Here is a 22,014-nt window from a genome sequence, read left to right on the forward strand (position 1 = left end):
CTTAACTCCTTAATTGTGCGTTAAACTTATCCTCCAACTTAGAAAGTATATTATTCATTATTTCACTTATCTCTTCTTCTCTTAAGGTTCTATCTTTTGATTGGAATTTAAGTTTATATGCAGAACTCTTCTTGTCCTTTTCTATATTGCCACCCATGTACACATCAAATAATTCTACTGATTTTAAAAGCTCTGAGCCATTTTCAATCATAAACTTTTCTAATACATCAGTTTCTAAATCTCTGTCAATTACAATGGCAATATCTCTTTCAACAGTTGGGTACTTGCTTATTTCTTCCATTAAAATATCTTTAACTATATATGGCATAATCTTGATTAAATCTAGTTCACCAATATAAACTCTAGATGTAATGTCGTAGTTTTTAGCAAGTCCAAAAGAAATTTCACCAATTTCTCCAATCTTTATATCATCTATATAAATCTTAGCGGCTCTTCCTGGATGGTATGTGTCATTATCAGTTAATGCTACATAACTTGCGTTTTTAATCCCCAGTTCTTTAAGCAATATTTCAACTACTTCTTTAAGCGAATAGAAATCCACATCTCCGTACATACCAAAACCAACTTTCTTGGTTTCGCCATAATTACCTTTAGAGTCCTTTAAGAATGTATTTGCTAGTTCATATACTTTCATGCTAGGTATTTTGTTCTTAGAGTTCTTTTCCAAAACATCTAAAATGTTAGTAAGTGTAGTTGTTCTCATAACAGAGAAGTCTTCTCCTAAAGGATTTATAAGTTCAATGGATTCTTCTGGATTATATTTGATAGACGCTTTTGCATAGGACTTTTTACTTATAAATGAATATGTCATAATTTCAAAAAGACCACATCCATATAGAATATGTTTTATTCTGTCTTCAACTTGTCTACGTTCACTCTTCTTACCACTTAATAAATCTCCTCTTAATGGCATTGGTGTTATGTTGTGGAAACCATGTAGTCTTCCAACTTCTTCTGCGATATCTTCTACGATTGAGATATCTGTTCTAAAGAAAGGAACCTTTACATTAACATCTTCTCCATTTGAACTTACAGCAAATTCTAAATCTTCAAGGTAACTTATTATTTCGTCTTTTGAAAGTGAAGTTCCTAAAAGTTCATTGATTTTATTGTAATTAAAGTTTACTTCTACTTTTTTACTTTCTTTTCCTCCAATATCAAACTTCCCTGCTACAACTTTTCCTGAGTTTGTTATTTCAATTAAATTACAAACTCTATTTATTGCAATTTCTGCAAATTCTACAGGAACGCCCTTTTCATATCTTGCTGAAGCTTCAGTTCTTAGGTTCAATCTCTTAGATGTATCTCTAACAGAATCTGGGGAGAAACTTGCAGATTCAATAAATATTGTCTTAGTGTTGTCTTTAACATCTGAATCAAGACCACCCATTACACCTGCAATAGCAGCTGGTTCGTCCTTGTCATAAATTACTAAATCATCTGATGTCAAAGTTCTCTCTTCGTTGTCTAAAGTTGTAAATTTAATGTCTTTAGATGGTTTCTTTATATGAATTTCCTTAGATTTTATTGTATCTAAGTCAAAGGCATGAATTGGTTGGCCAAGTTCAAGTAAAACGAAATTTGTAATATCAACTATGTTGTTAATTGGTCTCATTCCTGATTGCATAAGTCTATTTTTTAGCCATTGAGGAGACTCTTTTATAACAACATCCTTTACAACTTTACCCATATATCTGTAGCAATCTTCTGACTCAATTACAACATCTTTAAAGTAATTTTTAATGTCGTCTTCCTCATTTTTAATTTTAAACTCAGGTACTTCAATTGTATCTTTAAATGTTGCAGCAACTTCCCTTGACATACCTACTATTGAAAGACAGTCCGGTCTATTTGGAGTGATTTCAAACTCAATTATAGGCATGGTCAATTCTAAAACTTCTGTAATAGGAGTTCCAGGCTTACCTTCTTCTAATATTATTATTCCATCTTGAGAGTTCTTTGGTACTAAAGATTTTGAATAGCCAAGTTCTTCATAGGAACATAACATTCCAGGTGACTCTATGCCAACTAGCTTAATCGGCTTTATTTCAAGTCCATTTGGAAGCTTTGCTCCCACCTGTGCAAAAGCAACAAAGTCTCCTTCTTTCATGTTCTTTGCGCCTGTAATTACATCTATCTCACCACTGCCATAGTCCAATGTAACAATGGAAAGTTTGTCTGCATCAGGATGCTTTTCTATTTTTAATATTTTTGAAACTATTATTTTTTCAAGTCCCACACTTAAATCTATAACCGATTCAACATGTGAACCTGTAAGTGTAACTTTATCAGCAATCTCCTTGCTGCTTATATCTATATTAAGATAATCTTTCATCCAAGTTAATGGTAATAACATATATGCCTCCTAAAATTGTTGTAAAAATCTCTTGTCGTTATCATAAAGCAATCTAATATTCTTTATGCCATGTTTAATCATGGTAATTCTGTCTATCCCCATACCAAAGGCAAAACCTGTATAAACTTCTGGGTCTATTCCACAATTTCTAAGTACATTAGGATGAACCATTCCACAACCTAAAAGTTCCATACTCCATCCTGTGAAATTACATGCTTCACAACCTTTACCATGACAGTTGAAACATGAAACGTCTACCTCTGCTGATGGTTCAGTAAATGGGAAGTGATGTGGTCTAAATCTAGTTTCCATGTCTTCTCCAAAGAATTCTCTTATGAACACATTTAATGTGTCAATAAGATTTGCCATTGTAACACCCTTGTCTACAACAAGACCTTCTATTTGGTGAAACATTGGTGAGTGAGTGTCATCAACTTCGTCATATCTAAAGGTTCTTCCTGCGGAAACCATTCTTATTGGAGGCTTTTGCTCTAACATGGTTCTAATTTGAACAGGTGATGTATGTGTTCTAAGTAATGTATCTTCATCAATGTAAAATGTATCTGAAGTTGATCTTGAAGGGTGATTCATTGGCGAATTCAACTTGTTGAAGTTGTTTTCAACGGTTTCTATTTCCGGTCCTTCAATAATAGAAAATCCCATTCTTTGGAATAGATTTTCAAGCTCTTCCATAGTTTCATTAAGTGGATGTCTGTGTCCAATTTCAAAGCTATTTATATTTCTTGTTATATCAATCTTTTCAGTCTTTATTTTTACTTCGTTTAGTTTTTCTTGTAACTCTTCTTTCTTAACTCCCAAAGCTTTTTCAATTTCTGCTCTAACTTCGTTTGCATATTGACCTATGATAGGTCTTTCTTCCTTTGAAAGTTTACCCATCTCACGTAAAATCAAGGTTAAATCACCTTTTTTACCAAGAACTTTTACTCTAATTTGTTCTAAGTCTTCCAACTTTTCCATGCTCTTTATACTAGAAAGGGCATTTTCTTTGATTAAATTAATTTTATCTTTCATAGTTCCTCCCTTATATTAAAAAAATCTCTCATCCCAAACGGGACGAAAGATTCGCTATACCACCCAAAAGTAATTCTATTAACGCTAGAAACGCTTGGCATTACCCAAGAACTCCAGAGCGAAAAAAGTAAAACCAATTACTATGTTCCACCAAATCCATAGTTCTCTGAAAAATTTGTTAAACTTCCTTCTCCTTCTTCGAATATATTAAATTTAAATAAAACATTGATATGCTTGAAGCAATGGCCGCATTTAAAGAATCTATATTTTTACTAATAGGTATTATTACCTTTTTGTGCGCCAATTGTGATACTTCTTTTCGCACACCATGTGATTCGTTACCAATTATTATAGCATGCTTTGGAATTTTTGTCATAGATGTTATGTCTATACTATCTTCCTCCAAAGTTGTTGCAAGTATTGTATGTGTTTTTCTTAAATCTTCTAAAGTTTTTATATCAACTTGATTAATTGAAATCCTGAAAATAGAACCCATGGTAGCTCTTAGAACCTTACTATTATAAATGTCAACACAATTGCCTAAAAGAAGAATGTTTTTGTAGTTGAATGCTTCTGCTGTTCTAATTATTGTTCCCATATTTCCAGGATCCCTAATTTCATCTAAGATTAATAAATTTTTTTCAAAATCAATTTCACTTTCAATCTCTTTGCAAATTAGAATAACTCCTTCTGGATTTTTCAAATCTGACAATTGTGAAAACATTGAGTTTTTTACTCTTATAACTTTTTTTTGTAACTTTTCATCTAAATCTAAGTCGGCGTTTTCATCTAATATTATATTTTCAATCTCCACATTTGATTGGGTAGCTTCCTCTGCCATTTTAAACCCTTCTACCAAAAAAAGTTTATCTCTATTTCTATTTTTTAAAAGCTTAAGACTTTTAACTTTTTTTATTATGGAGTTATTGGCGCTCGTTATTATATTATTCATTTGAATTTTTCACCAAGGCTTCAATATTATCCGTAGGTCCAAGCAAAAGTAAGACATCTTTTTTATTTATAACCTCTTGAGGACTTGGATTTATTATATCCTCGTCATCTCTTCTTATTGCCATGATTGTAAGGTTGTCATCCTGTCTAATGCCAAGGTCTATAATCTTTTGGTTAACCCAAGTTTTTGGCGCTTGGACTTCCATCATACTAAACTCTTTAGAAACCTCAATAAAATCTAATATTTCTTCTTTAACCATGCTATGAGCAAGTCTAAGTCCCGATTCTTTTTCTGGAATAATAACTTTGTCCGCACCGATTTTATACATAATCTTAGCTTGAAAACTATCCCTCGCCTTTACAACAACCGTTGGGACTCCAAGTTCCTTTGCTATTGTTGTAACTAATACAGAAGCCTCAAAGTGGGAACTCATCCCTACCACTACCACATCGAAGTTTTGAATTCCTAATTCTTCCAGTACTCCCTCTACGGTAACATTAGCCGTTACTGCATGGGTAACATAACTACTTATCTCGTTAATTACATTTTCGTCTATATCAATAGCTAGTACTTGTTGCTCTAGTTCTGATAGTTTTATGGCAAGCGCCTTGCCAAATCTACCACAACCTATTACTGCAAATTGTTTCATATTTCACCTATCCTAAAATAATAGTTCCATAAGCTTCTTTATAAAGCTTTTGTTTTCTTTTCTTTGTAGCAAATATTATAGTTAATATCCCCACTCTTCCAAAGAACATCGTTATAATTAAAAGAATTTTAGAAAGAGGAGACAGTATAGCAGTTATACCTCTACTTATACCTACTGTGCCTAAAGCTGAAATCACTTCGTATAGTACATCTGAAGTTTTGAATGGCTCTGTAAACACAATAATATTTCCTACCACAAGTATCCACAACATATATATTATAAATGCAGCGATAGCTTTTTTAACCTGTGTGAATTTAATCGTCTTGTTGAACATTATTATATCATCATCTCCGCGAATTTCAGATACTAAAACCATTATTATAAGTGCTACCGTTGTAACCTTAACCCCACCACCGGTACTTGCAGGAGCTGCTCCAATTATCATTGCAACCATTGACATAATGGTAGAACTGTTATGCAAACCAGTTTGACTCATGGCTGAAAACCCTGCAGTTCTTAAGGTTACCGATTGAAAAAATGAATTTAGTAATTTATATCCTACAGGCAATCTTCCTATTGTTAGTTCGTTGTTAAACTCAAAAATAAAGAATAAAATTGTAAACGAAACCAATAATATTGCAGTTGTAGTTAAAACAACCTTTGAGTGTAATGAGTATCTTTTGAAATTTAATCTGTATTTTGTAATGTCCATATACACATTAAATCCAATTCCACCTATGATAACTAAAAGCGCTATTGGAAGTATAATCATAGCATTTGTATTAACTCCAAGTAGACTCTCTTGTCCAATTAAATCAAAACCCGCATTACAAAATGAAGATATTGAGTGAAATATGGAAAACCAAATCCCTTTGAGGAAGCCGTATACGGGAACGAAACTAAATGCCAATATGAATGCTCCTATGGATTCAATCACGAATGTTGATGCTAATACGTATCTTATAAGTTTTACTAGTCCACTATATCCCTTTGCGCCAACTTGCTCTCTAATAATTAGTCTTGATGATAGTGTAATCCTCTTTCCAAGTAACATGGCAACTAAAGTAGAAAGCGTCATTACTCCCAATCCACCTATCTGAATTAGCATAATAATAATTATCTGTCCAAAAAAATTCCAATGGTTTGCTGTTACAACTGGAGTAAGACCCGTAACACATACTGCCGATGTGGAAACAAATAGACTATCTAAGTAAAGTGTGGGCTTCCCATTTGCAGAAGAAATCGGTAGGGAGAGCAATATAGAACCTGTTAAAATAATTATTAAAAATCCAATCATAAGATAAAGCGGTGGATTGTTTTCTATTTTTTTAATTAATTTAGTAAATTTGTCAAATTTTTTTGAAAAATGCATTTATTTCCCTCTAAACGCAAAAAAACCCCAATGGTTTGGGATTTAAGCGTTTTTTGCTATCTCTACAAGTTTTTCAAAAGCTTGAGGATCTTTAATTGCAAGATCAGATAACATCTTTCTGTTCATGTCAATTCCATTTTGCTTTAAACCATGCATAAACTTGCTGTAGCTAAGTCCATGTTGTCTAGTTGCAGCATTGATTCTTGCAATCCACATTTGTCTGAAATCTCTTTTTCTTCTCTTTCTACCAATGAAAGAATAAGCCATTGACTTCATTACAGCTTGATTAGCTGTTCTATATAAAGTGGATTTAGAACCGTAATATCCTTTTGCAGATTTTAATACTTTTTTATGTCTTTTGTGGGCATTTGTACCCCTTTTAACTCTAGCCATTCTGTACTACCTCCTAATTTACGGAATCATATGATCAATTCTCTTTTGATCACCCTTGCTAACTAAAGTAGCTTTTCTTAAGTTTCTAATTCTCTTTTGTGATTTCTTTCCTGTTATGTGGCTCTTGTAAGCTTTATATCTTTTTAATTTTCCAGAGGCAGTTCTTTTAAATCTCTTTGCAGAACCTCTGTGAGTTTTCATCTTTGGCATAATTTACCTCCTAATTATTTTCTGGATTTGGAGCAAGGAACATTACCATGCTACGGCCTTCCATAGTAGGCTTTTTATCTATAATTCCATTTTCAGATGTTAATTCAGCAAAATCATTTAATACATCTTTACCTATGGAAGTATGTCCAAGTTCTCTTCCTCTAAATCTTACTGTAACTTTTACTCTATCACCCTTCTTAAGGAAATTGTTAGCTTGATTTGCTTTAACTTCCAAATCATGTGTATCGATGTTTGGTGATAGTCTAAGTTCTTTTACATTAATAACTTTTTGTTTTTTCTTTGCTTCTTTTTCTCTTTTGATGGCCTCGTATCTATACTTGCCATAATCAATAACCTTACAAACCGGTGGTTTTGCATTAGGAGCAATGTTTACTAAGTCCAAGTCTGCTTCCCTTGCTGCATCAAGCGCTTCGTTAATAGATACAACACCTATTTGTTCACCGTCCGCACCAATAAGTCTTACTTCTTTTGCTCTAATACCCTCGTTAATTTGTAATTCCTTAATGATTACACCTCCATAAAATTTCATTAAAAAAAGGCAGATAGAAATATCCGCCTATAAATCACTTAACTTATTACCTTATGCACCCGATTGTGATAAGGTGAGAGCGGATAACTCTACTTTTACTAACGTAAACTATTATATTATCTAAATTTTAATTTGTCAAATATTTTTTAAAATTCGCAATGTCCCACTGTTCTTGGGAATGGAAGTACGTCTCTAATGTTGGTCATACCTGTTAAATACATTACCATTCTTTCAAAACCAATTCCAAATCCACCATGGTGAACAGTACCATATCTTCTTAGGTCCATGTACCAGTCATAATCTTCTGGTTTAAGTCCCCCATCAATTATCTTTTGTTTTAGAACTTCCGGTCTGTATTCCCTTTCACTTCCACCAATTAACTCACCAATTCCTGGTACAAGTAAGTCCATAGCTGCTACGGTCTTTCCATCTTCATTTAGCTTCATGTAGAAGGCCTTTATATCCTTTGGATAGTCTGTTATAAATACTGGACCTCCAACAATCTGTTCGGAAATATATCTTTCGTGTTCAGTTTGTAAGTCCATTCCCCATTCTACAGGGTATTGGAAATCAACCTTTGCATCTTTTAAGATATTTATGGCTTCTGTGTAGGTCAATGTTTTAAAATCGCTGTTGACAACTTTTTCAAGTCTTTCTATTAGTCCCTTTTGAACGAACTTGTCGAAGAATTCCATTTCTTGTGGGCAGCTTTCTAAAACATATTTAATAATGTACTTTATTACATCTTCTGCTAGTTCACAAACATCCTTTAGTTCTGCAAATGCAATTTCAGGTTCAATCATCCAGAACTCTGCCGCATGTCTAGGAGTGTTTGAGTTTTCTGCTCTAAATGTAGGGCCAAAAGTATATACATTTCTATGGGACATTATAAAGGATTCTACTTGAAGTTGACCACTTACTGTTAGATTTGTTCTCTTACCAAAGAAATCTTCTTTAAAATCTATTTCTCCATTTTCAGTCTTAGGCAAATTATCTAAGTCTAATGTAGAAACTTCGAACATCTCTCCTGCACCTTCAGCGTCAGATCCAGTAATTATTGGAGTGTGTACATATACAAAGCCTCTTTCGTTAAAGAACTTATGTATTGCGTAGCTAAGCTCTGAACGAACTTTAAATACTGCATTAAAAGTATTTGTTCTAGGTCTTAAATGTAATATGGTTCTTAAGAATTCAAATGTATGTCTCTTCTTTTGTAGTGGATAATCATCGTCCGATGCTCCTTCAACATAAATATTGTTTGCTTGAACTTCATAGGCCTGTTTAGCTTGTGGACTCTTAACTAGTTTTCCCTTGACAATAATAGCTGAGCTTAGTCCTAGCTTGCTAATCTCTTCAAAGTTTTCTACATCTTTGTCCACAACTACCTGTACAGGTTTAAACTGAGTTCCGTCATTTAATTCAATAAATCCCAAGTTCTTTTGAAATCTTGAGTTTTTAATCCAACCTGCAATCTCTACTTCTTGGCCTATGAATTTTTCATAATCTTTTTCAATATCTCTAAGTAAAATCAATTTATTCCTCCCTTAAACTTTTAAGTAATTCATATATCTTTTTTTCATAACCTATTTCTTTAGGATTATAATAATTTTTTTCTTCAAAATTTTCTGGCATATACCTTTGCTTTACATATCCACCTTTATAATCATGGGGATATTTATATCCAATTCCATGGCCCAAGTCCTTTGCGCCACTATAATGTGCATCCCTTAAGTAACCAGGAATTTCTAGATTTGGATTTGATTTGACATCTTCTATGGCTTTCATTATGGCCACGTATGAGCTGTTACTCTTAGGTGCAGTTGCAAGATAAGTAACCCCTTGTGCAAGGTTTAGCTTACACTCTGGAAGCCCAATAACTTCCGCCGCTCTAAACACATCATTTGCAACGGTTAACGCCCTTGGGTCTGCATTACCTATATCTTCAGATGCAAATATTATCATTCTTCTTGCTATGAATTTTGGATCTTCTCCAGACTGTAACATCTTAGCCAAATAAACTAGTGCTGCATCGGGGTTTGAACCCCTCATGGATTTTATAAATGCAGATATGGTGTCATAGTGAATATCACCATCTCTATCATAACCTAAATGATTTAAAAAGAAACTGTCCTTTATAATATCTTTGGTAAGTTTTATCTTTCCATCAACTTCCTCTGTGGATAGTACTGCAACCTCCAAACTATTTAAGGCATTTCTTACGTCCCCATTTGAAAGCTTTGCTATAAAATCCAGTTCTTCTTCCCCAATTTCAATATTATACATAGAAAGTCCATCTTTATGTTCAAGGGCTCTCTTTAAAGCTTTTTTTATATCTTCTGGTGAAAGATGTTTAAGCTCTACTATTTTTGTTCTTGATAAAAGAGCTCTATTTACTTCAAAAAACGGATTTTCTGTTGTTGCACCTATTAAAGTTATTAGCCCCGACTCCACGTGCGGGAGAAGCGCATCCTGTTGAGACTTGTTAAATCTATGAATCTCATCTACAAACAAAATCGTCTTTTTGTTAAAGAAGTTTTGATTGTCCTCTGCGTTTTTTACAACTTCTTTAACATCTTTAACTCCCGATGTTACCGCCGAAAGCTTTTCAAAAACCCTATTGGTAGATTTTGATATAACATATGCCAAAGTGGTCTTTCCCGTTCCCGGCGGACCGTATAATATTAAAGATCCTATTCTATCTGTTTTTATTAACCTAATTAAAGGGCTGTTTGGATAAATGATATGCTCTTGACCATAAAAATCTTCTACGTTTTCAGGTCTAACCCTTTCAGCCAAGGGCGCAGAATTTTTCATTTTTTGTTCTAAATCATATTCAAATAAGTCCATATTTCCCCCTAGTTTATTTATATTATCACAAAAACAGTTCTATTAACATAGAAAAGGAATTTAAATTTTTATCAAATCAAAATATTTTTCTATATAAAACAAAAAGCCCCATTAAATGAGGCTAATCTTTAACTTCTTCCAACTCTTCGTAAAATGATTCAACTCTTTGAAACTCTTTATATACTGAGGCAAATCTTATATAGGCAACTTTATCTATGTTTTTTAGTTTTTCCATAATCAATTCGCCAATTTCAGAAGATGGAATTTCTTTTTTATTCAAATGATTTAATTCTAGCTCTATCTCCTTAGTTGCGTTTTCTAACACCTCTAAAGGAACTTTTCTCTTGTAGCAAGATTTAATCATTCCATTTAAAATTTTATTTCTATCAAAAGATTCTCGCTCTTGATTCTTTTTTATTATGATTAGTGAGTTGATTTCATATTTTTCATATGTTGTAAATCTTCTCTTACAATCATTGCACTCCCTCCTTCTTCTAATGGAGGTTTCGCTATCAACCTGTCTCGAATCTACAACTCTAGTGTTTGTAGAGTTGCAAAAAGGACATCTCATTACTTAAAATCCTCTTTTCTTTAAGAATGAAGGTATTTCTATATCATCAAGATCATTTGATTCTTTAGATTCACTATCTTCTTCTTTTTCTTCATTAATACTATTAGTAAAACTATCTTTGTTAAAACCAGTAGCAATTACAGTTATCTTTATATCGTCTTTTAGTGTTTCGTCAATTCCTGCACCAAATATGATATTTGCATCTGGATCAACCGCTTCTCTTATTAATTCAGAAGCTTCGTTAACTTCGAATATTCCCAAATCTGAACCAGTAACGTTTATAAGAACTGCCTTTGCTCCATCAATTGAAGTTTCAAGAAGTGGACTCTTAACTGCAAGTCTTGCAGCTTCAACTGCTCTATTTTCACCTGTAGCAACTCCAATACCCATGTGAGCAATACCTTGGTCATGCATAATTGCTTTAACATCAGCAAAGTCAAGGTTAATTAGATTAGGAACTGCGATTAAGTCTGAAATACCTTTAATACCATTAAGTAATACTTCATCTGCCATAGCAAATGCTTCTTTCATTGTAGTTCTCTTTTCAGCAATTTGAAGTAATCTATCATTAGGTATAGTTACAAGTGTATCAACTTTGTCCTTTAAAGCTTCAATACCTTGTTCTGCTTGAAGTTGTCTTTTTCTTCCTTCAAAAGCGAATGGTTTTGTAACTACTCCTACAGTAAGTATTCCTAGTTCCTTTGCTATTTCAGCAACAACTGGAGCGGCACCTGTACCAGTACCTCCACCCATACCTGCAGTAATAAATACCATGTCAGCGCCTTGAAGCATTTCAACAATTTCGTTTCTACTTTCTTCTGCAGCCTTTTGTCCAATAGATGGATTAGCTCCTGCTCCAAGTCCCTTTGTTAGTTTTTCGCCAATTTGTAATTTGTTTTCAATGTCACTTGCAAGTAGAATTTGTTTGTCAGTGTTCATTGCAATAAGTTCAACACCTGTTAAACCTGTTTCTAACATTCTCATTAAAGCGTTGTTACCGCCTCCACCAACACCTACTACTTTTATATTCGCCATTGAATTGTCGTTTGCGATTTCCATTTCAAAACTCATTATGTTCATCCTCCCAAAAATATTGTTTCATCTCTTAAGTATTATTATATATTTAGGAATTTCAAAAGTCAAAATTAGAACCTGTATTTCTACGGGTTTTGAGCCTTTTGGATTTTCTTTGTATTTTAAGTACATTATTTAATTCAAAATCTTTTAATCGCTGTTTTACTGCTGTTTGGATTTGTCTTAAAAGTTTAGTTTAATGTTTTTTCTTTAGAAATCAAAAAATAAGCGAAATTAATATAATTTTTTAATTCCACTTATCTAAATTAATATTCTATTTTATACTTTAGATTTGTTTCGTAGATACAATTTTCTAACACTAGCTAATCAGCTATAACTACAGGTTTCTTTACATTAGACACTTTTATTTCTTTTACATCTATACCTTTAGTATCATTCTCTGAAATAATTTTCGAAATAATTTCAAATTTCTTTTTTATTTGCTTTTTATTTCCAAAATACGCATTAATACCATCAATTTCCATGAACATATTCTTTTTATCCGTTAAATTTAACCTGGTGAATTTTATATTGTACTTGTTGGCATTATCAAATATCTCTTTTATTGTAGCATCGTTAAATATACTAGTGTTTACAATAAGATCTGTATTCACTCCAACAATTTCTGGTAGATTTTCTGTGTCATCTTTCTTATTGCTTATATTTCCCAAGGTGTCTATAAATACAATCTCTTTATTCTTAGCTACAATATATGCAATATTTGTCTTCTCTAAAATTTCAACTTTCAACTTATTGGGAAACTCTTTTTTTATATCAACTTCTATTATCTTATCATCATCTGATAGTTTTTTCTCTGCGTCCTTTATATTTGCCAAGAAGTAATTTTTCCCATATATTTTCGACTCATTTTTAAAGTCTTCAATTGTATAAGTCTTATTTCCATCCATTTCAATATTTGTTAAATTAAAATATGGATGTCTTAGCAAAAAATACGCCATAATAGATATTATTGAAATTATGATTATAATTGTCCAAATTAAGGCAAAATTACTTTTTCTTTTTTTATTTTCCATTACTTCCTACTTTTACTATTTCCTGAACTATTTCATATCCCGCATTTGGAGTTGCAAATTCTTTTGCCCTTTCTCCCATTTCTTTTAATTTATTGTCATCATTTAAAAGTTCAAGTATTTTTGATTTTAAACTGCTAGACTCTAAGTCCTTTTCCTCAATCATAAGTGAAGCTCCTTTATTTTTAAATTCCATCGCATTATACACTTGATGATTTTCTGTTGTATATGCTTTTGGAACCAAAATAGAAGGCATGCCCAAGTAGGATAGTTCTGCCAAAGTAATCGCTCCAGAGCTTGTTATAACAAGGTCTGAGATTGCATAGGCCTCTTGAATATTATCTAAATATGGATAAACTTTTACATTAGGCAATACTTTCATATCTTTAACAAAACCGTCGTAGTTATTTTTACCTGTTACAAAGAAAAGATTAAAATCATCTTGGTTCAAGTTTTCATTAATAATCTCTTTGAAAACCTGATTTAATTTTCCTGATCCATTGGACCCACCAAACACCAAAATATTTTTGTTTTCATTTTTAAATCCCATATGAAAGTTTGCTTCATCTCTTATTTCATCGATGTTTAAAAATTTATTTCTAATTGGATTTCCAGTAATTATTCCATTTTCCTGATTTTTAAAATATTTTAAACTCTCTTTAAATGTTACAAAGTACTTATTTGCATATCTTGATAATATTTTATTCGTAACTCCTGGGTATGAGTTTTGTTCGTGAAAAAAAACTTTTTTTCTTAATTTATGTGCCGCATATAAAACTGGGCCAGTAACAAAACCACCGGTTCCAATTACAAAATCTGGATTAAACTCTTTTATTATCTTTTTAGACTCGCTAATTCCCTTTAGTGTATCTCCTCCAGTCTTAAAAATCTTTTTTATGGACTTTCTTGAAAGTGGAGATGCTGTAATGCCTCTAAATTCATATCCTTGATTTGGAACAAGAACAGACTCTAAACTATTTTTCCTTCCAATATATAAAACTTCTGTGTCAGGATAGAGTTTTTTAAACTCTTCTATTATGGCTATGGCAGGATATATATGTCCTCCTGTTCCTCCACCACTTACTACTATTTTCATATTACCTCCTGTCCGCCTGTTTTGAAATTCCTAAAACTATTCCCATCATAAATAAAAATACCATTAAGGATGTTCCGCCATAGGAAATAAATGGAAGAGTCAATCCTGTCGGAGGAATAATTCCAAGAGCAACAGATATGTTTATGAACGCCTGTAAACCTATTAATAACATGATTGAAATAACTAAAAGCTTTGCAAAGCTATCCTTTAGTTTAAAGGCCATTTTCATACCGCAATAGATAAGATAAAGGTATAGTAAAATGACCATTATACTTCCTATAAATCCTAATTCCTCTGCTATAATCGCAAATATAAAGTCATTATGCGCCTCTGATAAATAGCTAAATTTATGTCTTGATTTGCCAAGCCCTACGCCAAAAATTCCTCCATAGGAAACCGCAAATAGTGATTGGGCAAGTTGCCAACCCTTGTTTGAAAAGTCTTTTAGTGGATTTAACCAAGCTTCTATTCTTGACGATCGGCTATAAGAACTTTTGGAAAAAACTATTCCTAATACTCCAGCAGCTCCTAATATTCCAAGACCTAAGCCTGATTGAAATAGATTTACTCCCCCAACTATAAATGTACATATTATTACAGCACCCATAACCATAGTTGTTGATAGGTCTGGCTGTAAATATACTAATCCACAGGATATCATCAAAAAGAAAAACATTGGCAAAAATCCATATATCACATTATTAAGTTTCTTTTTATATCTATCAATGTATTTGCAAACTGCTAAAATTGTTCCTAGTTTCAAAAAGTCTGAAGGCATTATTGTTATCGGCCCAATATCTAGCCATCTTTTTGCATTATATGTTTCTAAATCGCCAAAAATCAAAACAAGAACCGATAGAATTATAGATATTATATAGATTACATATCCATATTTTTTTAAAATTCTGTAGTCTATATTTGAAGTTATAAACATAATAATGATTCCAACAAAGGAAAATACTAAATTCTTATTTATGAAAAAATATGGATTTATTCCCTTTCTAACCGCATATGGCCAGCTAGAACTAAACACCATTATATTTCCTACAATAAGTAAAAGCATAGTGGCTATTAAAATGTTAAAATCTATATTTTTCCTTCTTTTTGGCTTCTTCACCATCTAATCACCTAAGTTATTTACTAAGTCTTTAAACTCATTTCCTCTGTCTATATAGTTCTTATACATCCCCCATGATGCACACGCAGGAGAAAGTAGCACAACATCTCCCTTTTCCATTACTTCGTAAGAGAGTTCTACCGCTTCTTTCATATTCTTAACTATAATTATATCCCTTACACCTTTGGCTTCTTCCTTCATTTGAGTAGCAGTTTCTCCCATAAGTATAAGTTTTTTTATTCTATATCCATATTGTTCAAACATCTCTTTGAAAGACACCTTCTTGTCATATCCACCTGCAATTAAAATAATTGGATTTTCAAAAGAAGATAGTGCCTTTATTGTTGAATCCACATTTGTTCCCTTAGAGTCATTGTAAAACTTAACTCCATTTAATTCTCTAACAAATTCTATTCTATGTTCAACGGCGTTAAAACTATAGCATGCCCTTTCAATATCTTCGTCAGATATATTTAAAGCATTTGTTATAGCCACTGCCACAAGGACATTTTGTACGTTATGAATCCCTGGAATTCGAAGCTTTCTAGTATCAATCATCTTTTTTTCACCATGAAAAATATATGATTTATCATAATGAAATAATGCATTTTTATCTTCCAATGATATGGAAATAATTTCTGATTTTATCTCATTCTTTAATTTAATTAATCTTTCATCATCAATATTTAAAACCAATTTATCATCTGGTTTTTGATTTTTAAATATATTTTGTTTTGCTTTAAAGTATGCATCAAAACTACCATGCCAGTCAGAATGGTCTGGCGAAATATTTGTAAAAGCCGCAACTTTAGTCCTAAATGTATTTGTGGCGTCCAGTTGGAAACTTGAGCTCTCTATTATAAAATAGTCTACTTCAGGGTTTGAATAAATCTCCCATAGCATTCCAACTCCAATATTCCCTATGGCCATGGACGACTTTCCGCTTTCGTTTAATATGTGGTTAACAAGCATTGTAGTTGTTGTTTTTCCATTAGTTCCTGTAATTGAGATTAAATTTTTATCTCCAAAAAGTCTATATGCCATTTCTAAATCAGAAACAGTTTCTATTCCCCTTTTAGAAATTTTTTGTATCAATTCATTATGAGGTGGTATACCCGGACTTTTTATACATATAATTTCCTTTGAAAGAACGTCTTCTAAATCAAATACTAATTTGTATTTAATATCTTTTAATTCCTTAGGTTCGTCTTCCTTAGAGCCTATATTGCTATCATATGAATAGACATTAAATCCCATTTTGCTAAGTGTCTTTACTGTGGAAATTCCCGTTATACCTAGGCCTATTACTAAATAATCCATCTTATCTCCCTAATCCCAATACTGTAAGTATGGAAAACACTATTGAAAGTACTGTAAATGCCGCAACAATTTTAGGCTCCTTATATCCCTTTAACTCATAATGATGATGAATTGGCGACATTAGAAAGACCCTCTTTTTATTTCTAGTCTTGTAACTAATTACTTGAATTATTACAGACATTGTCTCAATAACATAAACACCGCCAAGTATTACTAGGTAAAGTGGAGCATTTAATATTAAAGCCATCATAACTAAAGCTCCCCCTATGGCCATGGATCCAGTGTCTCCCATAAATACTGATGCGGGGTTTGAATTATATACTAAAAATCCTAATAGAGAACCTGCAAATATTGTTGCAAACACTGCCATTGATGAACCTTTTAACGCCGTTATTGTTGCAAGGGCTATAAATACCGGTATTGAAACAGATGTTGCAAGACCATCGAGACCATCAGTAATATTTGTAGCGTTAACAGTTCCAATCATTATAAATGTAAGTATTGGATATGCTAAAATTCCTAAGTTTAATTCTATATCTGTAAAAGGAATGTTAATCATCGAAATATGTTTAGCCGATACCTTTGAAGCCAAGTAAATTAGTCCAAAACTCATAATTATTTGAAAAATTATCTTTTGTAACTCTGTAAGTCCTAGTGACCTTTTCATTACTAGCTTAAAAAAGTCATCTACAAATCCTACAAGGCCAAATCCAAGCATACTTATTATTATAAGTATGTTCTCGTGGGTATATCCTCTAAAGATTGCCAAGGTTATTAAAGTTGAAAAAATAAATATTATTCCACCCATTGTTGGAGTGCCCTGTTTTAGCAGGTGGGCCTTTGGTCCGTCATCCCTTATACTCTGTCCTATTTTTGCTCTTACTAAAATTTTAATAATATACTTACCAATGACGATTGATATGAGCATGCTAACCAAAAGCATCGTAAGTAGTTTAAATATATCCATTTAATTATTCTCCTTTACTCATCTTATTATTATATCCTAAAGAGTAGTTATTGTTAACTAATTAGTAAGCTCTGTCAAGCCTTCTAAATCTAGTATCACTATGTCTCCCTTCGGAAGAAGTTTTACTAAACCTAAGTTTTCAAAATAACTTAACTTCCGAATCACAGTCTCCCTAGCTACTCCAGAAAAACTTCCAAGCTCCATTCTATTCATATTGTGCTTAATTAATATTTCGCCGGATTCTTCTTTTATTCCATATCTATTTGAAAGATCTATTAAACTCTTTGCAACTTTCATATCTGCATTCATTACTGAAAGCCTGTCAATTAACTCTTCGCCTTTTCTTATCCTAAGATAGGACTGAATTAGTAAGGACTTTAAAAACAATTCATCGTGCATTAATATATTTAAAAAATCCTTCTTAGAGATTTTTAAAACCTGACACTTAGTAAGTGCAATTCCATTATAAAGATATGATTCTGACGTTATTAAATTAAGTCCACCAACAAAGTCTTCATCTTTATATACATATAGAATCTGTTCTCTTCCGTCAGAAAGGTCCATGGAGATTTTCATTGAACCACTTTTTATAATATACATATAAAGTGCCTTGTCTCCTGGATGAAACACATACTCTCCCTTATCCACGTTAACAATCTCTACGGATTTCGAAAGTTTGTCCTTATTTTCTTTTGACAATTCTTTAAAAAGCTTTGTTTCCTCAATTATATTCTTCATTTTTCCTCCAATATAATTATATATTAAAGACTACGAATAATAAAATAAGGCAGAGCATATGCCCCACCTTAAGAGTTAAGAATATCACTCCATCAATTATTTTGATTTTCTTCCCCATCATTTTGATTTTCATCTATATCTTCATTATCTTCTTCATGGTTATGATTATTCTTGTCATCTGTTTTTATAGGTTCATAAATCAATTCCAAAGTATCTTTTTGTCTCAAAAACTCTCCAGCAGGTGGATTAGTCTTTATAATTCTCGATTTTTGAGAGTTACCTGTATGAATTATCTTAAGATTTGTATCCGCTAATATTGATAGGGCTTCATTTTTATATTTTCCGACTAAATCAGGGACCTTAACTGTAGACTCTCCCGAATCATCAGCCACAAGTGTTACAACCTTTGTATGATTTATTTTTGTTCCAGGATCAACAGATTGACTCTTTATTATAATACCATCATTGTCCGAAGTATTGACTATTTCAATTTTTATTCCCATGGAGTTTGCCTTATTAACTGCGTTTCTCAAGGTTTCTCCAGTAAAGTCAGGAACTTCAACATCAGTAATATCAGATTCTTTATTTACTCTATTTAAGTTCTTAAGCTTTGCAATTTCATCATTAATCTTCTTTGTTATCTCTCCTGCCACTGCGTTTCCAGAGTTCATTCCCGTTGGCTCATCTACTACAACAAGAACAGAATACTTTGGATTTTCCATTGGAAAGGCGGCGTAAAAAGATGCTATGGTCTTTTCAGATGTATATACGCCATCTTCAAGTTTTATTGTTGTTCCAGACTTTCCTCCCACTGTATATTGAGATGATTTAACTGCATTTGCCCCGCCGTTTTCAACATTATTTACCATAAGTTGTTTCATGCGGTCGCTGGTAGTTTTAGAAATAACCTGTCTTTTAACAAGTTCTTTTTCATCCTCAATCTTTTTATCTCCAACTTTGTCCAAAATTCTAGGAGTAATTACATATCCACCATTTACTATTGCATTAGCTGCAGTTATTACCTGTATTGGAGTTGCTGAAATTCCATGACCATAGGACATTGTACAAAGTTGTGCTATGTTCATGCTTGAAGCAGAATCAGGTATAAGACCCTTTTGCTCACCAACTAAATCTATTCCTGTCAATTCGCCAAACCCAAAGGCCTTTAAATATTGATGCATCTTAGCATATCCAATCTGCTCTGCCATTTGTGCAAATGAAGGGTTACATGAGTTTGCCAGAGCTTCCTCCATGGTTTGCTTTCCATGTGGGTCATACCAGCTTACACACTTTATAGTAACTCCCTTTGCAATATTATAGTATCCTTTACATACATAGGTACTACTTTCATCAAAGACTCCCTCTTCAAGTCCAATTGCAGAGGTTATCAATTTATATACAGAGCCTGGCTCATAAATATCGCTGATACTCTTGTTTCTCCAAATATCATAATATTTTTTAAGCCTCTCTTTTTCAGTTAAACTTTCAAGCTCTTTTTCTTCTTCTTTATTTCTTGGTTTTCTCGGATCATTCGAATTAAATCTAGGGTAGTTTTCCATGGCGACAACTTTATTCGTCATTGGATCTGTAACTATTACCGACATGGATTTAGGCTTATATTTTTCATTGGCCTCTTTTAAAATATTACTAACCAGTGCAGATATACTCTGGTCTATGTTTAATGTAATATCCTCTCCACTATCAGATTTTAGTTCCTTGTTCTCTTCAAAAGAAATAATACTTCCATTTCTAGATCCGGAAAAAATATTTAGACCATATTTTCCTTTTAGATATTTATTATAATAGCTTTCTACTCCATAAAGCCCTTCGCCATCGCTGTTAGTGAAACCTAAAACATAGGAAAGTGCAGAACCTTCTGGATAGTATCTTCTATTTTCTACAGTTAAACTTAAAGAATTCTCTTCAAGATTTTTAATTTTTTCAACTTGTTCAGATGTTAGATTTTCTTTTACTCTTACAATGTCTTTGCTATTTAAAACTTCATCAATTTCGCTATTGTTCATTCCAAGTATTGTGGAAAATCCTTGAATTAACTTATTTATAGAACCTTCTTTCAAGTCCTTTGGAAAAAAATAAAGACAATTAACCTTTACATTCTTCGCAATTATATTTCCAGAAGAATCTAATATCTTACCTCTTTCTGCAGGTATCTTAACGACTTTCATCCTCTGCCTAGCCGCGCTAGTCTTGTATCTTGAATTATAAAGATAGAGCATTCTTCCCGCAAAAATAAAAACCATAATAATACTAAGTAAGAATATAGCTATTGTCCTATTTTTAAATTTTTTATCAAAATTAAATTTTCTATTTTTCATTGTTATTAACAGCCAAGGAAGTTTTATCTTTATTATCTACCTTCTTGTCCTTTGAGATATAAAAGTATTGCTCTTCATTAGGATAAACCATCCCCAGTTTGTACTTGGCTATTTCTTCAATCCTTTCAGCAGATGAGTATTTGTCTATTTCCATGCTATAATAATCTCTCGTAGCTTCCAAATCCTCTATCTCTGATTTGATATTTGAAATCTTTCCAGTTAGAACTGTGGAAGTTACATATGTGGATAGCAAGCAAATAGAAAGAACTATATTAAGCGCTCCAAGAAAAACCAATGATTTTGTTTTAGACTTTTCTCTAGCCCTAGTCCTACTCTTGACTTTAATATATCTTTGTTCTTTTTTCAATACCCTTAGTCTTACATCTTTTCTTGGACTATATTCTTCAGGGTAAATATAATCATAATTTCGTGCTTCCATTATATCTTCTCCACAACTCTAAGCTTAGAACTTTTAGATCTCGAATTTGTCTCAATTTCACTTTCCGTTGGTACTATAGGCTTTCTAGTGATTATCTTAACTTCCCTTTTATTATTGCATACACAAACCGGAATTTCCGGAGGGCAAATGCAATCGGTGTTTAAATCTTTAAAAATATCCTTAACTATTCTGTCTTCTAAAGAATGGAAAGTAATTACACATAGCCTTCCACCTGGATTAAGCCTTTTAACGATTTTTGGAAGTACATATTCTAAAACTCCAAGTTCATCGTTTACTTCTATACGAAGGGCTTGAAAAACTCTTTTTGCATAATGTCCCTTTGTGTTTCTTCTAACTTCAGCAGGGACAGCTCTGTCAATTATTTCAACTAGATCAAATGTAGTTTCAATCTTCTTTTCTTTTCTAGCGTCCACAATAAACTCTGCAATTCTCTTGGACCATTTCTCTTCCCCATATTTAAAAAATATATTCGCTAAATCCTCTTGAGAGTAGTTATTTACTATGAACTGTGCAGTAAGGTCTTGGTTCTTATCCATTCTCATATCCAAAGGTGCATCTTCCATATAGCTAAAACCTCTGGAAGCTTCATCAATTTGATAAGAAGAAACCCCTATATCCATAAGAACTCCATCAACCTTGTCTATTTTAAGTTCATCTAGAATTTCTTCAAAATATTTAAAATTGGACTTAATAAAAATAATCTTATCTATGTGATCCTTTAATTTTTTCTTAGCCGCCTCTATGGCATCTAAGTCTTGGTCAATGCAAATCAGCCTTCCCCTGTCCAGTTTTTTTACAATTTCAAGAGAGTGATTGCCACCACCCAAGGTACAATCCACATAGATTTTGTCCTTATCTATTTTTAAATTTTCAATTGTCTCATTTAATAAAACTGGTATATGTTTAAATTCCATTTAAAACC

At 32.5% G+C, this 22,014-nt stretch carries 21 protein-coding genes; all 21 read right to left on the reverse strand.

All coding sequences use genetic code 11. From position 1 onward, the window contains the following. Position 1: 1 nt before the first annotated feature. The 21 genes from pheT to rsmH all read right to left on the reverse strand — a co-directional run bounded on the left by pheT (position 2) and on the right by rsmH (position 22,006). Positions 2 to 2,377, reverse strand: a complete 2,376-nt coding sequence (gene pheT, locus WKS98_RS00475; protein WP_498915958.1) for a phenylalanine--tRNA ligase subunit beta — start codon at positions 2,375 to 2,377, stop codon at positions 2 to 4. A gap of 9 nt (positions 2,378 to 2,386) precedes the next feature. Further along, complete coding sequence (pheS, locus tag WKS98_RS00480) at positions 2,387 to 3,409, reverse strand: phenylalanine--tRNA ligase subunit alpha (protein ID WP_498915960.1); 1,023 nt, start codon at positions 3,407 to 3,409, stop codon at positions 2,387 to 2,389. Positions 3,410 to 3,587: 178 nt separating this feature from the next. Beyond that, the gene (locus WKS98_RS00485; RefSeq protein ID WP_498915961.1) at positions 3,588 to 4,361 is read right to left on the reverse strand and encodes a TrmH family RNA methyltransferase; all 774 of its coding nucleotides are present in this window, start codon (positions 4,359 to 4,361) and stop codon (positions 3,588 to 3,590) included. Continuing rightward, entirely contained in the window at positions 4,354 to 5,010 is a 657-nt protein-coding gene (locus WKS98_RS00490; protein WP_498915963.1) for a potassium channel family protein, read from the reverse strand. Before WKS98_RS00490 ends, WKS98_RS00485 begins: the two co-directional genes overlap by 8 nt. Before the next feature lie 7 nt (positions 5,011 to 5,017). Further along, positions 5,018 to 6,382 (reverse strand): TrkH family potassium uptake protein, encoded by a 1,365-nt coding sequence (locus WKS98_RS00495; protein ID WP_498915964.1) that lies wholly within the window; start codon positions 6,380 to 6,382, stop codon positions 5,018 to 5,020. 42 nt (positions 6,383 to 6,424) lie between these two features. After that, entirely contained in the window at positions 6,425 to 6,775 is a 351-nt protein-coding gene (gene rplT / locus WKS98_RS00500) for a 50S ribosomal protein L20 (protein ID WP_498915966.1), read from the reverse strand. A gap of 18 nt (positions 6,776 to 6,793) precedes the next feature. Beyond that, entirely contained in the window at positions 6,794 to 6,985 is a 192-nt protein-coding gene (gene rpmI, locus WKS98_RS00505) for a 50S ribosomal protein L35 (RefSeq protein WP_498915968.1), read from the reverse strand. 10 nt (positions 6,986 to 6,995) lie between these two features. Then, the gene (gene infC / locus WKS98_RS00510) at positions 6,996 to 7,535 is read right to left on the reverse strand and encodes a translation initiation factor IF-3 (protein ID WP_498915970.1); all 540 of its coding nucleotides are present in this window, start codon (positions 7,533 to 7,535) and stop codon (positions 6,996 to 6,998) included. A 146-nt stretch (positions 7,536 to 7,681) separates the two neighbouring features. After that, positions 7,682 to 9,067 carry an asparagine--tRNA ligase gene (gene asnS / locus WKS98_RS00515; RefSeq protein WP_498915972.1) on the reverse strand — a complete coding sequence of 462 codons (1,386 nt, stop codon included), beginning with the start codon at positions 9,065 to 9,067 and terminating at the stop codon, positions 7,682 to 7,684. Position 9,068: 1 nt separating this feature from the next. After that, the gene (locus WKS98_RS00520) at positions 9,069 to 10,382 is read right to left on the reverse strand and encodes a replication-associated recombination protein A (RefSeq protein WP_498915974.1); all 1,314 of its coding nucleotides are present in this window, start codon (positions 10,380 to 10,382) and stop codon (positions 9,069 to 9,071) included. 121 nt (positions 10,383 to 10,503) lie between these two features. Further along, positions 10,504 to 10,953 carry a transcriptional regulator NrdR gene (gene nrdR / locus WKS98_RS00525; RefSeq protein WP_498915976.1) on the reverse strand — a complete coding sequence of 150 codons (450 nt, stop codon included), beginning with the start codon at positions 10,951 to 10,953 and terminating at the stop codon, positions 10,504 to 10,506. A 3-nt stretch (positions 10,954 to 10,956) separates the two neighbouring features. Further along, positions 10,957 to 12,024, reverse strand: a complete 1,068-nt coding sequence (gene ftsZ, locus WKS98_RS00530; RefSeq protein WP_498915978.1) for a cell division protein FtsZ — start codon at positions 12,022 to 12,024, stop codon at positions 10,957 to 10,959. Positions 12,025 to 12,350: 326 nt separating this feature from the next. Then, positions 12,351 to 13,061 carry a cell division protein FtsQ/DivIB gene (locus tag WKS98_RS00535; protein WP_498915980.1) on the reverse strand — a complete coding sequence of 237 codons (711 nt, stop codon included), beginning with the start codon at positions 13,059 to 13,061 and terminating at the stop codon, positions 12,351 to 12,353. After that, a complete protein-coding gene (gene murG / locus WKS98_RS00540; RefSeq protein WP_498915982.1) occupies positions 13,051 to 14,154 on the reverse strand; it encodes an undecaprenyldiphospho-muramoylpentapeptide beta-N-acetylglucosaminyltransferase in 1,104 nt (367 codons plus the stop codon). Before murG ends, WKS98_RS00535 begins: the two co-directional genes overlap by 11 nt. A 1-nt stretch (position 14,155) precedes the next feature. After that, positions 14,156 to 15,274, reverse strand: coding sequence for a putative lipid II flippase FtsW (ftsW, locus tag WKS98_RS00545; RefSeq protein ID WP_498915983.1), 1,119 nt, complete (start codon positions 15,272 to 15,274; stop codon positions 14,156 to 14,158). Beyond that, positions 15,275 to 16,591 carry a UDP-N-acetylmuramoyl-L-alanine--D-glutamate ligase gene (murD, locus tag WKS98_RS00550; RefSeq protein ID WP_498915985.1) on the reverse strand — a complete coding sequence of 439 codons (1,317 nt, stop codon included), beginning with the start codon at positions 16,589 to 16,591 and terminating at the stop codon, positions 15,275 to 15,277. Position 16,592: 1 nt separating this feature from the next. Further along, the gene (gene mraY / locus WKS98_RS00555) at positions 16,593 to 17,558 is read right to left on the reverse strand and encodes a phospho-N-acetylmuramoyl-pentapeptide-transferase (protein ID WP_498915987.1); all 966 of its coding nucleotides are present in this window, start codon (positions 17,556 to 17,558) and stop codon (positions 16,593 to 16,595) included. 57 nt (positions 17,559 to 17,615) lie between these two features. Then, complete coding sequence (locus WKS98_RS00560; RefSeq protein ID WP_498915989.1) at positions 17,616 to 18,296, reverse strand: Crp/Fnr family transcriptional regulator; 681 nt, start codon at positions 18,294 to 18,296, stop codon at positions 17,616 to 17,618. Between the two features lie 92 nt (positions 18,297 to 18,388). Beyond that, on the reverse strand, positions 18,389 to 20,632 hold the full coding sequence (locus tag WKS98_RS00565) for a penicillin-binding transpeptidase domain-containing protein (RefSeq protein ID WP_498915991.1): 2,244 nt from the start codon (positions 20,630 to 20,632) through the stop codon (positions 18,389 to 18,391). Next, complete coding sequence (locus WKS98_RS00570) at positions 20,622 to 21,071, reverse strand: septum formation initiator family protein (protein WP_498915993.1); 450 nt, start codon at positions 21,069 to 21,071, stop codon at positions 20,622 to 20,624. Before WKS98_RS00570 ends, WKS98_RS00565 begins: the two co-directional genes overlap by 11 nt. After that, positions 21,071 to 22,006 (reverse strand): 16S rRNA (cytosine(1402)-N(4))-methyltransferase RsmH, encoded by a 936-nt coding sequence (gene rsmH, locus WKS98_RS00575; RefSeq protein ID WP_498915995.1) that lies wholly within the window; start codon positions 22,004 to 22,006, stop codon positions 21,071 to 21,073. Before rsmH ends, WKS98_RS00570 begins: the two co-directional genes overlap by 1 nt. Between the last annotated feature and the right edge of the window lie 8 nt (positions 22,007 to 22,014).

Source organism: Lagierella sp. ICN-221743, assembly GCF_037890055.1.
Taxonomy (GTDB): Bacteria; Bacillota; Clostridia; order Tissierellales; family Peptoniphilaceae; genus Mediannikoviicoccus.

What these genes read in the sequence shown, in the direction of transcription:
- pheT (WP_498915958.1), bottom strand. Translation starts at nt 2,377, where the DNA reads ATGTTATTACCATTAACTTGGATGAAAGATTATCTTAATATAGATATA.
- WKS98_RS00535 (WP_498915980.1), bottom strand. Translation starts at nt 13,061, where the DNA reads ATGGAAAATAAAAAAAGAAAAAGTAATTTTGCCTTAATTTGGACAATT.
- WKS98_RS00560 (WP_498915989.1), bottom strand. Translation starts at nt 18,296, where the DNA reads ATGAAGAATATAATTGAGGAAACAAAGCTTTTTAAAGAATTGTCAAAA.
- rpmI (WP_498915968.1), bottom strand. Translation starts at nt 6,985, where the DNA reads ATGCCAAAGATGAAAACTCACAGAGGTTCTGCAAAGAGATTTAAAAGA.
- rsmH (WP_498915995.1), bottom strand. Translation starts at nt 22,006, where the DNA reads ATGGAATTTAAACATATACCAGTTTTATTAAATGAGACAATTGAAAAT.
- ftsW (WP_498915983.1), bottom strand. Translation starts at nt 15,274, where the DNA reads ATGGTGAAGAAGCCAAAAAGAAGGAAAAATATAGATTTTAACATTTTA.
- mraY (WP_498915987.1), bottom strand. Translation starts at nt 17,558, where the DNA reads ATGGATATATTTAAACTACTTACGATGCTTTTGGTTAGCATGCTCATA.
- nrdR (WP_498915976.1), bottom strand. Translation starts at nt 10,953, where the DNA reads ATGAGATGTCCTTTTTGCAACTCTACAAACACTAGAGTTGTAGATTCG.
- murD (WP_498915985.1), bottom strand. Translation starts at nt 16,591, where the DNA reads ATGGATTATTTAGTAATAGGCCTAGGTATAACGGGAATTTCCACAGTA.
- pheS (WP_498915960.1), bottom strand. Translation starts at nt 3,409, where the DNA reads ATGAAAGATAAAATTAATTTAATCAAAGAAAATGCCCTTTCTAGTATA.
- WKS98_RS00570 (WP_498915993.1), bottom strand. Translation starts at nt 21,071, where the DNA reads ATGGAAGCACGAAATTATGATTATATTTACCCTGAAGAATATAGTCCA.
- WKS98_RS00520 (WP_498915974.1), bottom strand. Translation starts at nt 10,382, where the DNA reads ATGGACTTATTTGAATATGATTTAGAACAAAAAATGAAAAATTCTGCG.
- WKS98_RS00485 (WP_498915961.1), bottom strand. Translation starts at nt 4,361, where the DNA reads ATGAATAATATAATAACGAGCGCCAATAACTCCATAATAAAAAAAGTT.
- WKS98_RS00565 (WP_498915991.1), bottom strand. Translation starts at nt 20,632, where the DNA reads ATGAAAAATAGAAAATTTAATTTTGATAAAAAATTTAAAAATAGGACA.
- WKS98_RS00490 (WP_498915963.1), bottom strand. Translation starts at nt 5,010, where the DNA reads ATGAAACAATTTGCAGTAATAGGTTGTGGTAGATTTGGCAAGGCGCTT.
- WKS98_RS00495 (WP_498915964.1), bottom strand. Translation starts at nt 6,382, where the DNA reads ATGCATTTTTCAAAAAAATTTGACAAATTTACTAAATTAATTAAAAAA.
- rplT (WP_498915966.1), bottom strand. Translation starts at nt 6,775, where the DNA reads ATGGCTAGAGTTAAAAGGGGTACAAATGCCCACAAAAGACATAAAAAA.
- ftsZ (WP_498915978.1), bottom strand. Translation starts at nt 12,024, where the DNA reads ATGAGTTTTGAAATGGAAATCGCAAACGACAATTCAATGGCGAATATA.
- infC (WP_498915970.1), bottom strand. Translation starts at nt 7,535, where the DNA reads ATGAAATTTTATGGAGGTGTAATCATTAAGGAATTACAAATTAACGAG.
- murG (WP_498915982.1), bottom strand. Translation starts at nt 14,154, where the DNA reads ATGAAAATAGTAGTAAGTGGTGGAGGAACAGGAGGACATATATATCCT.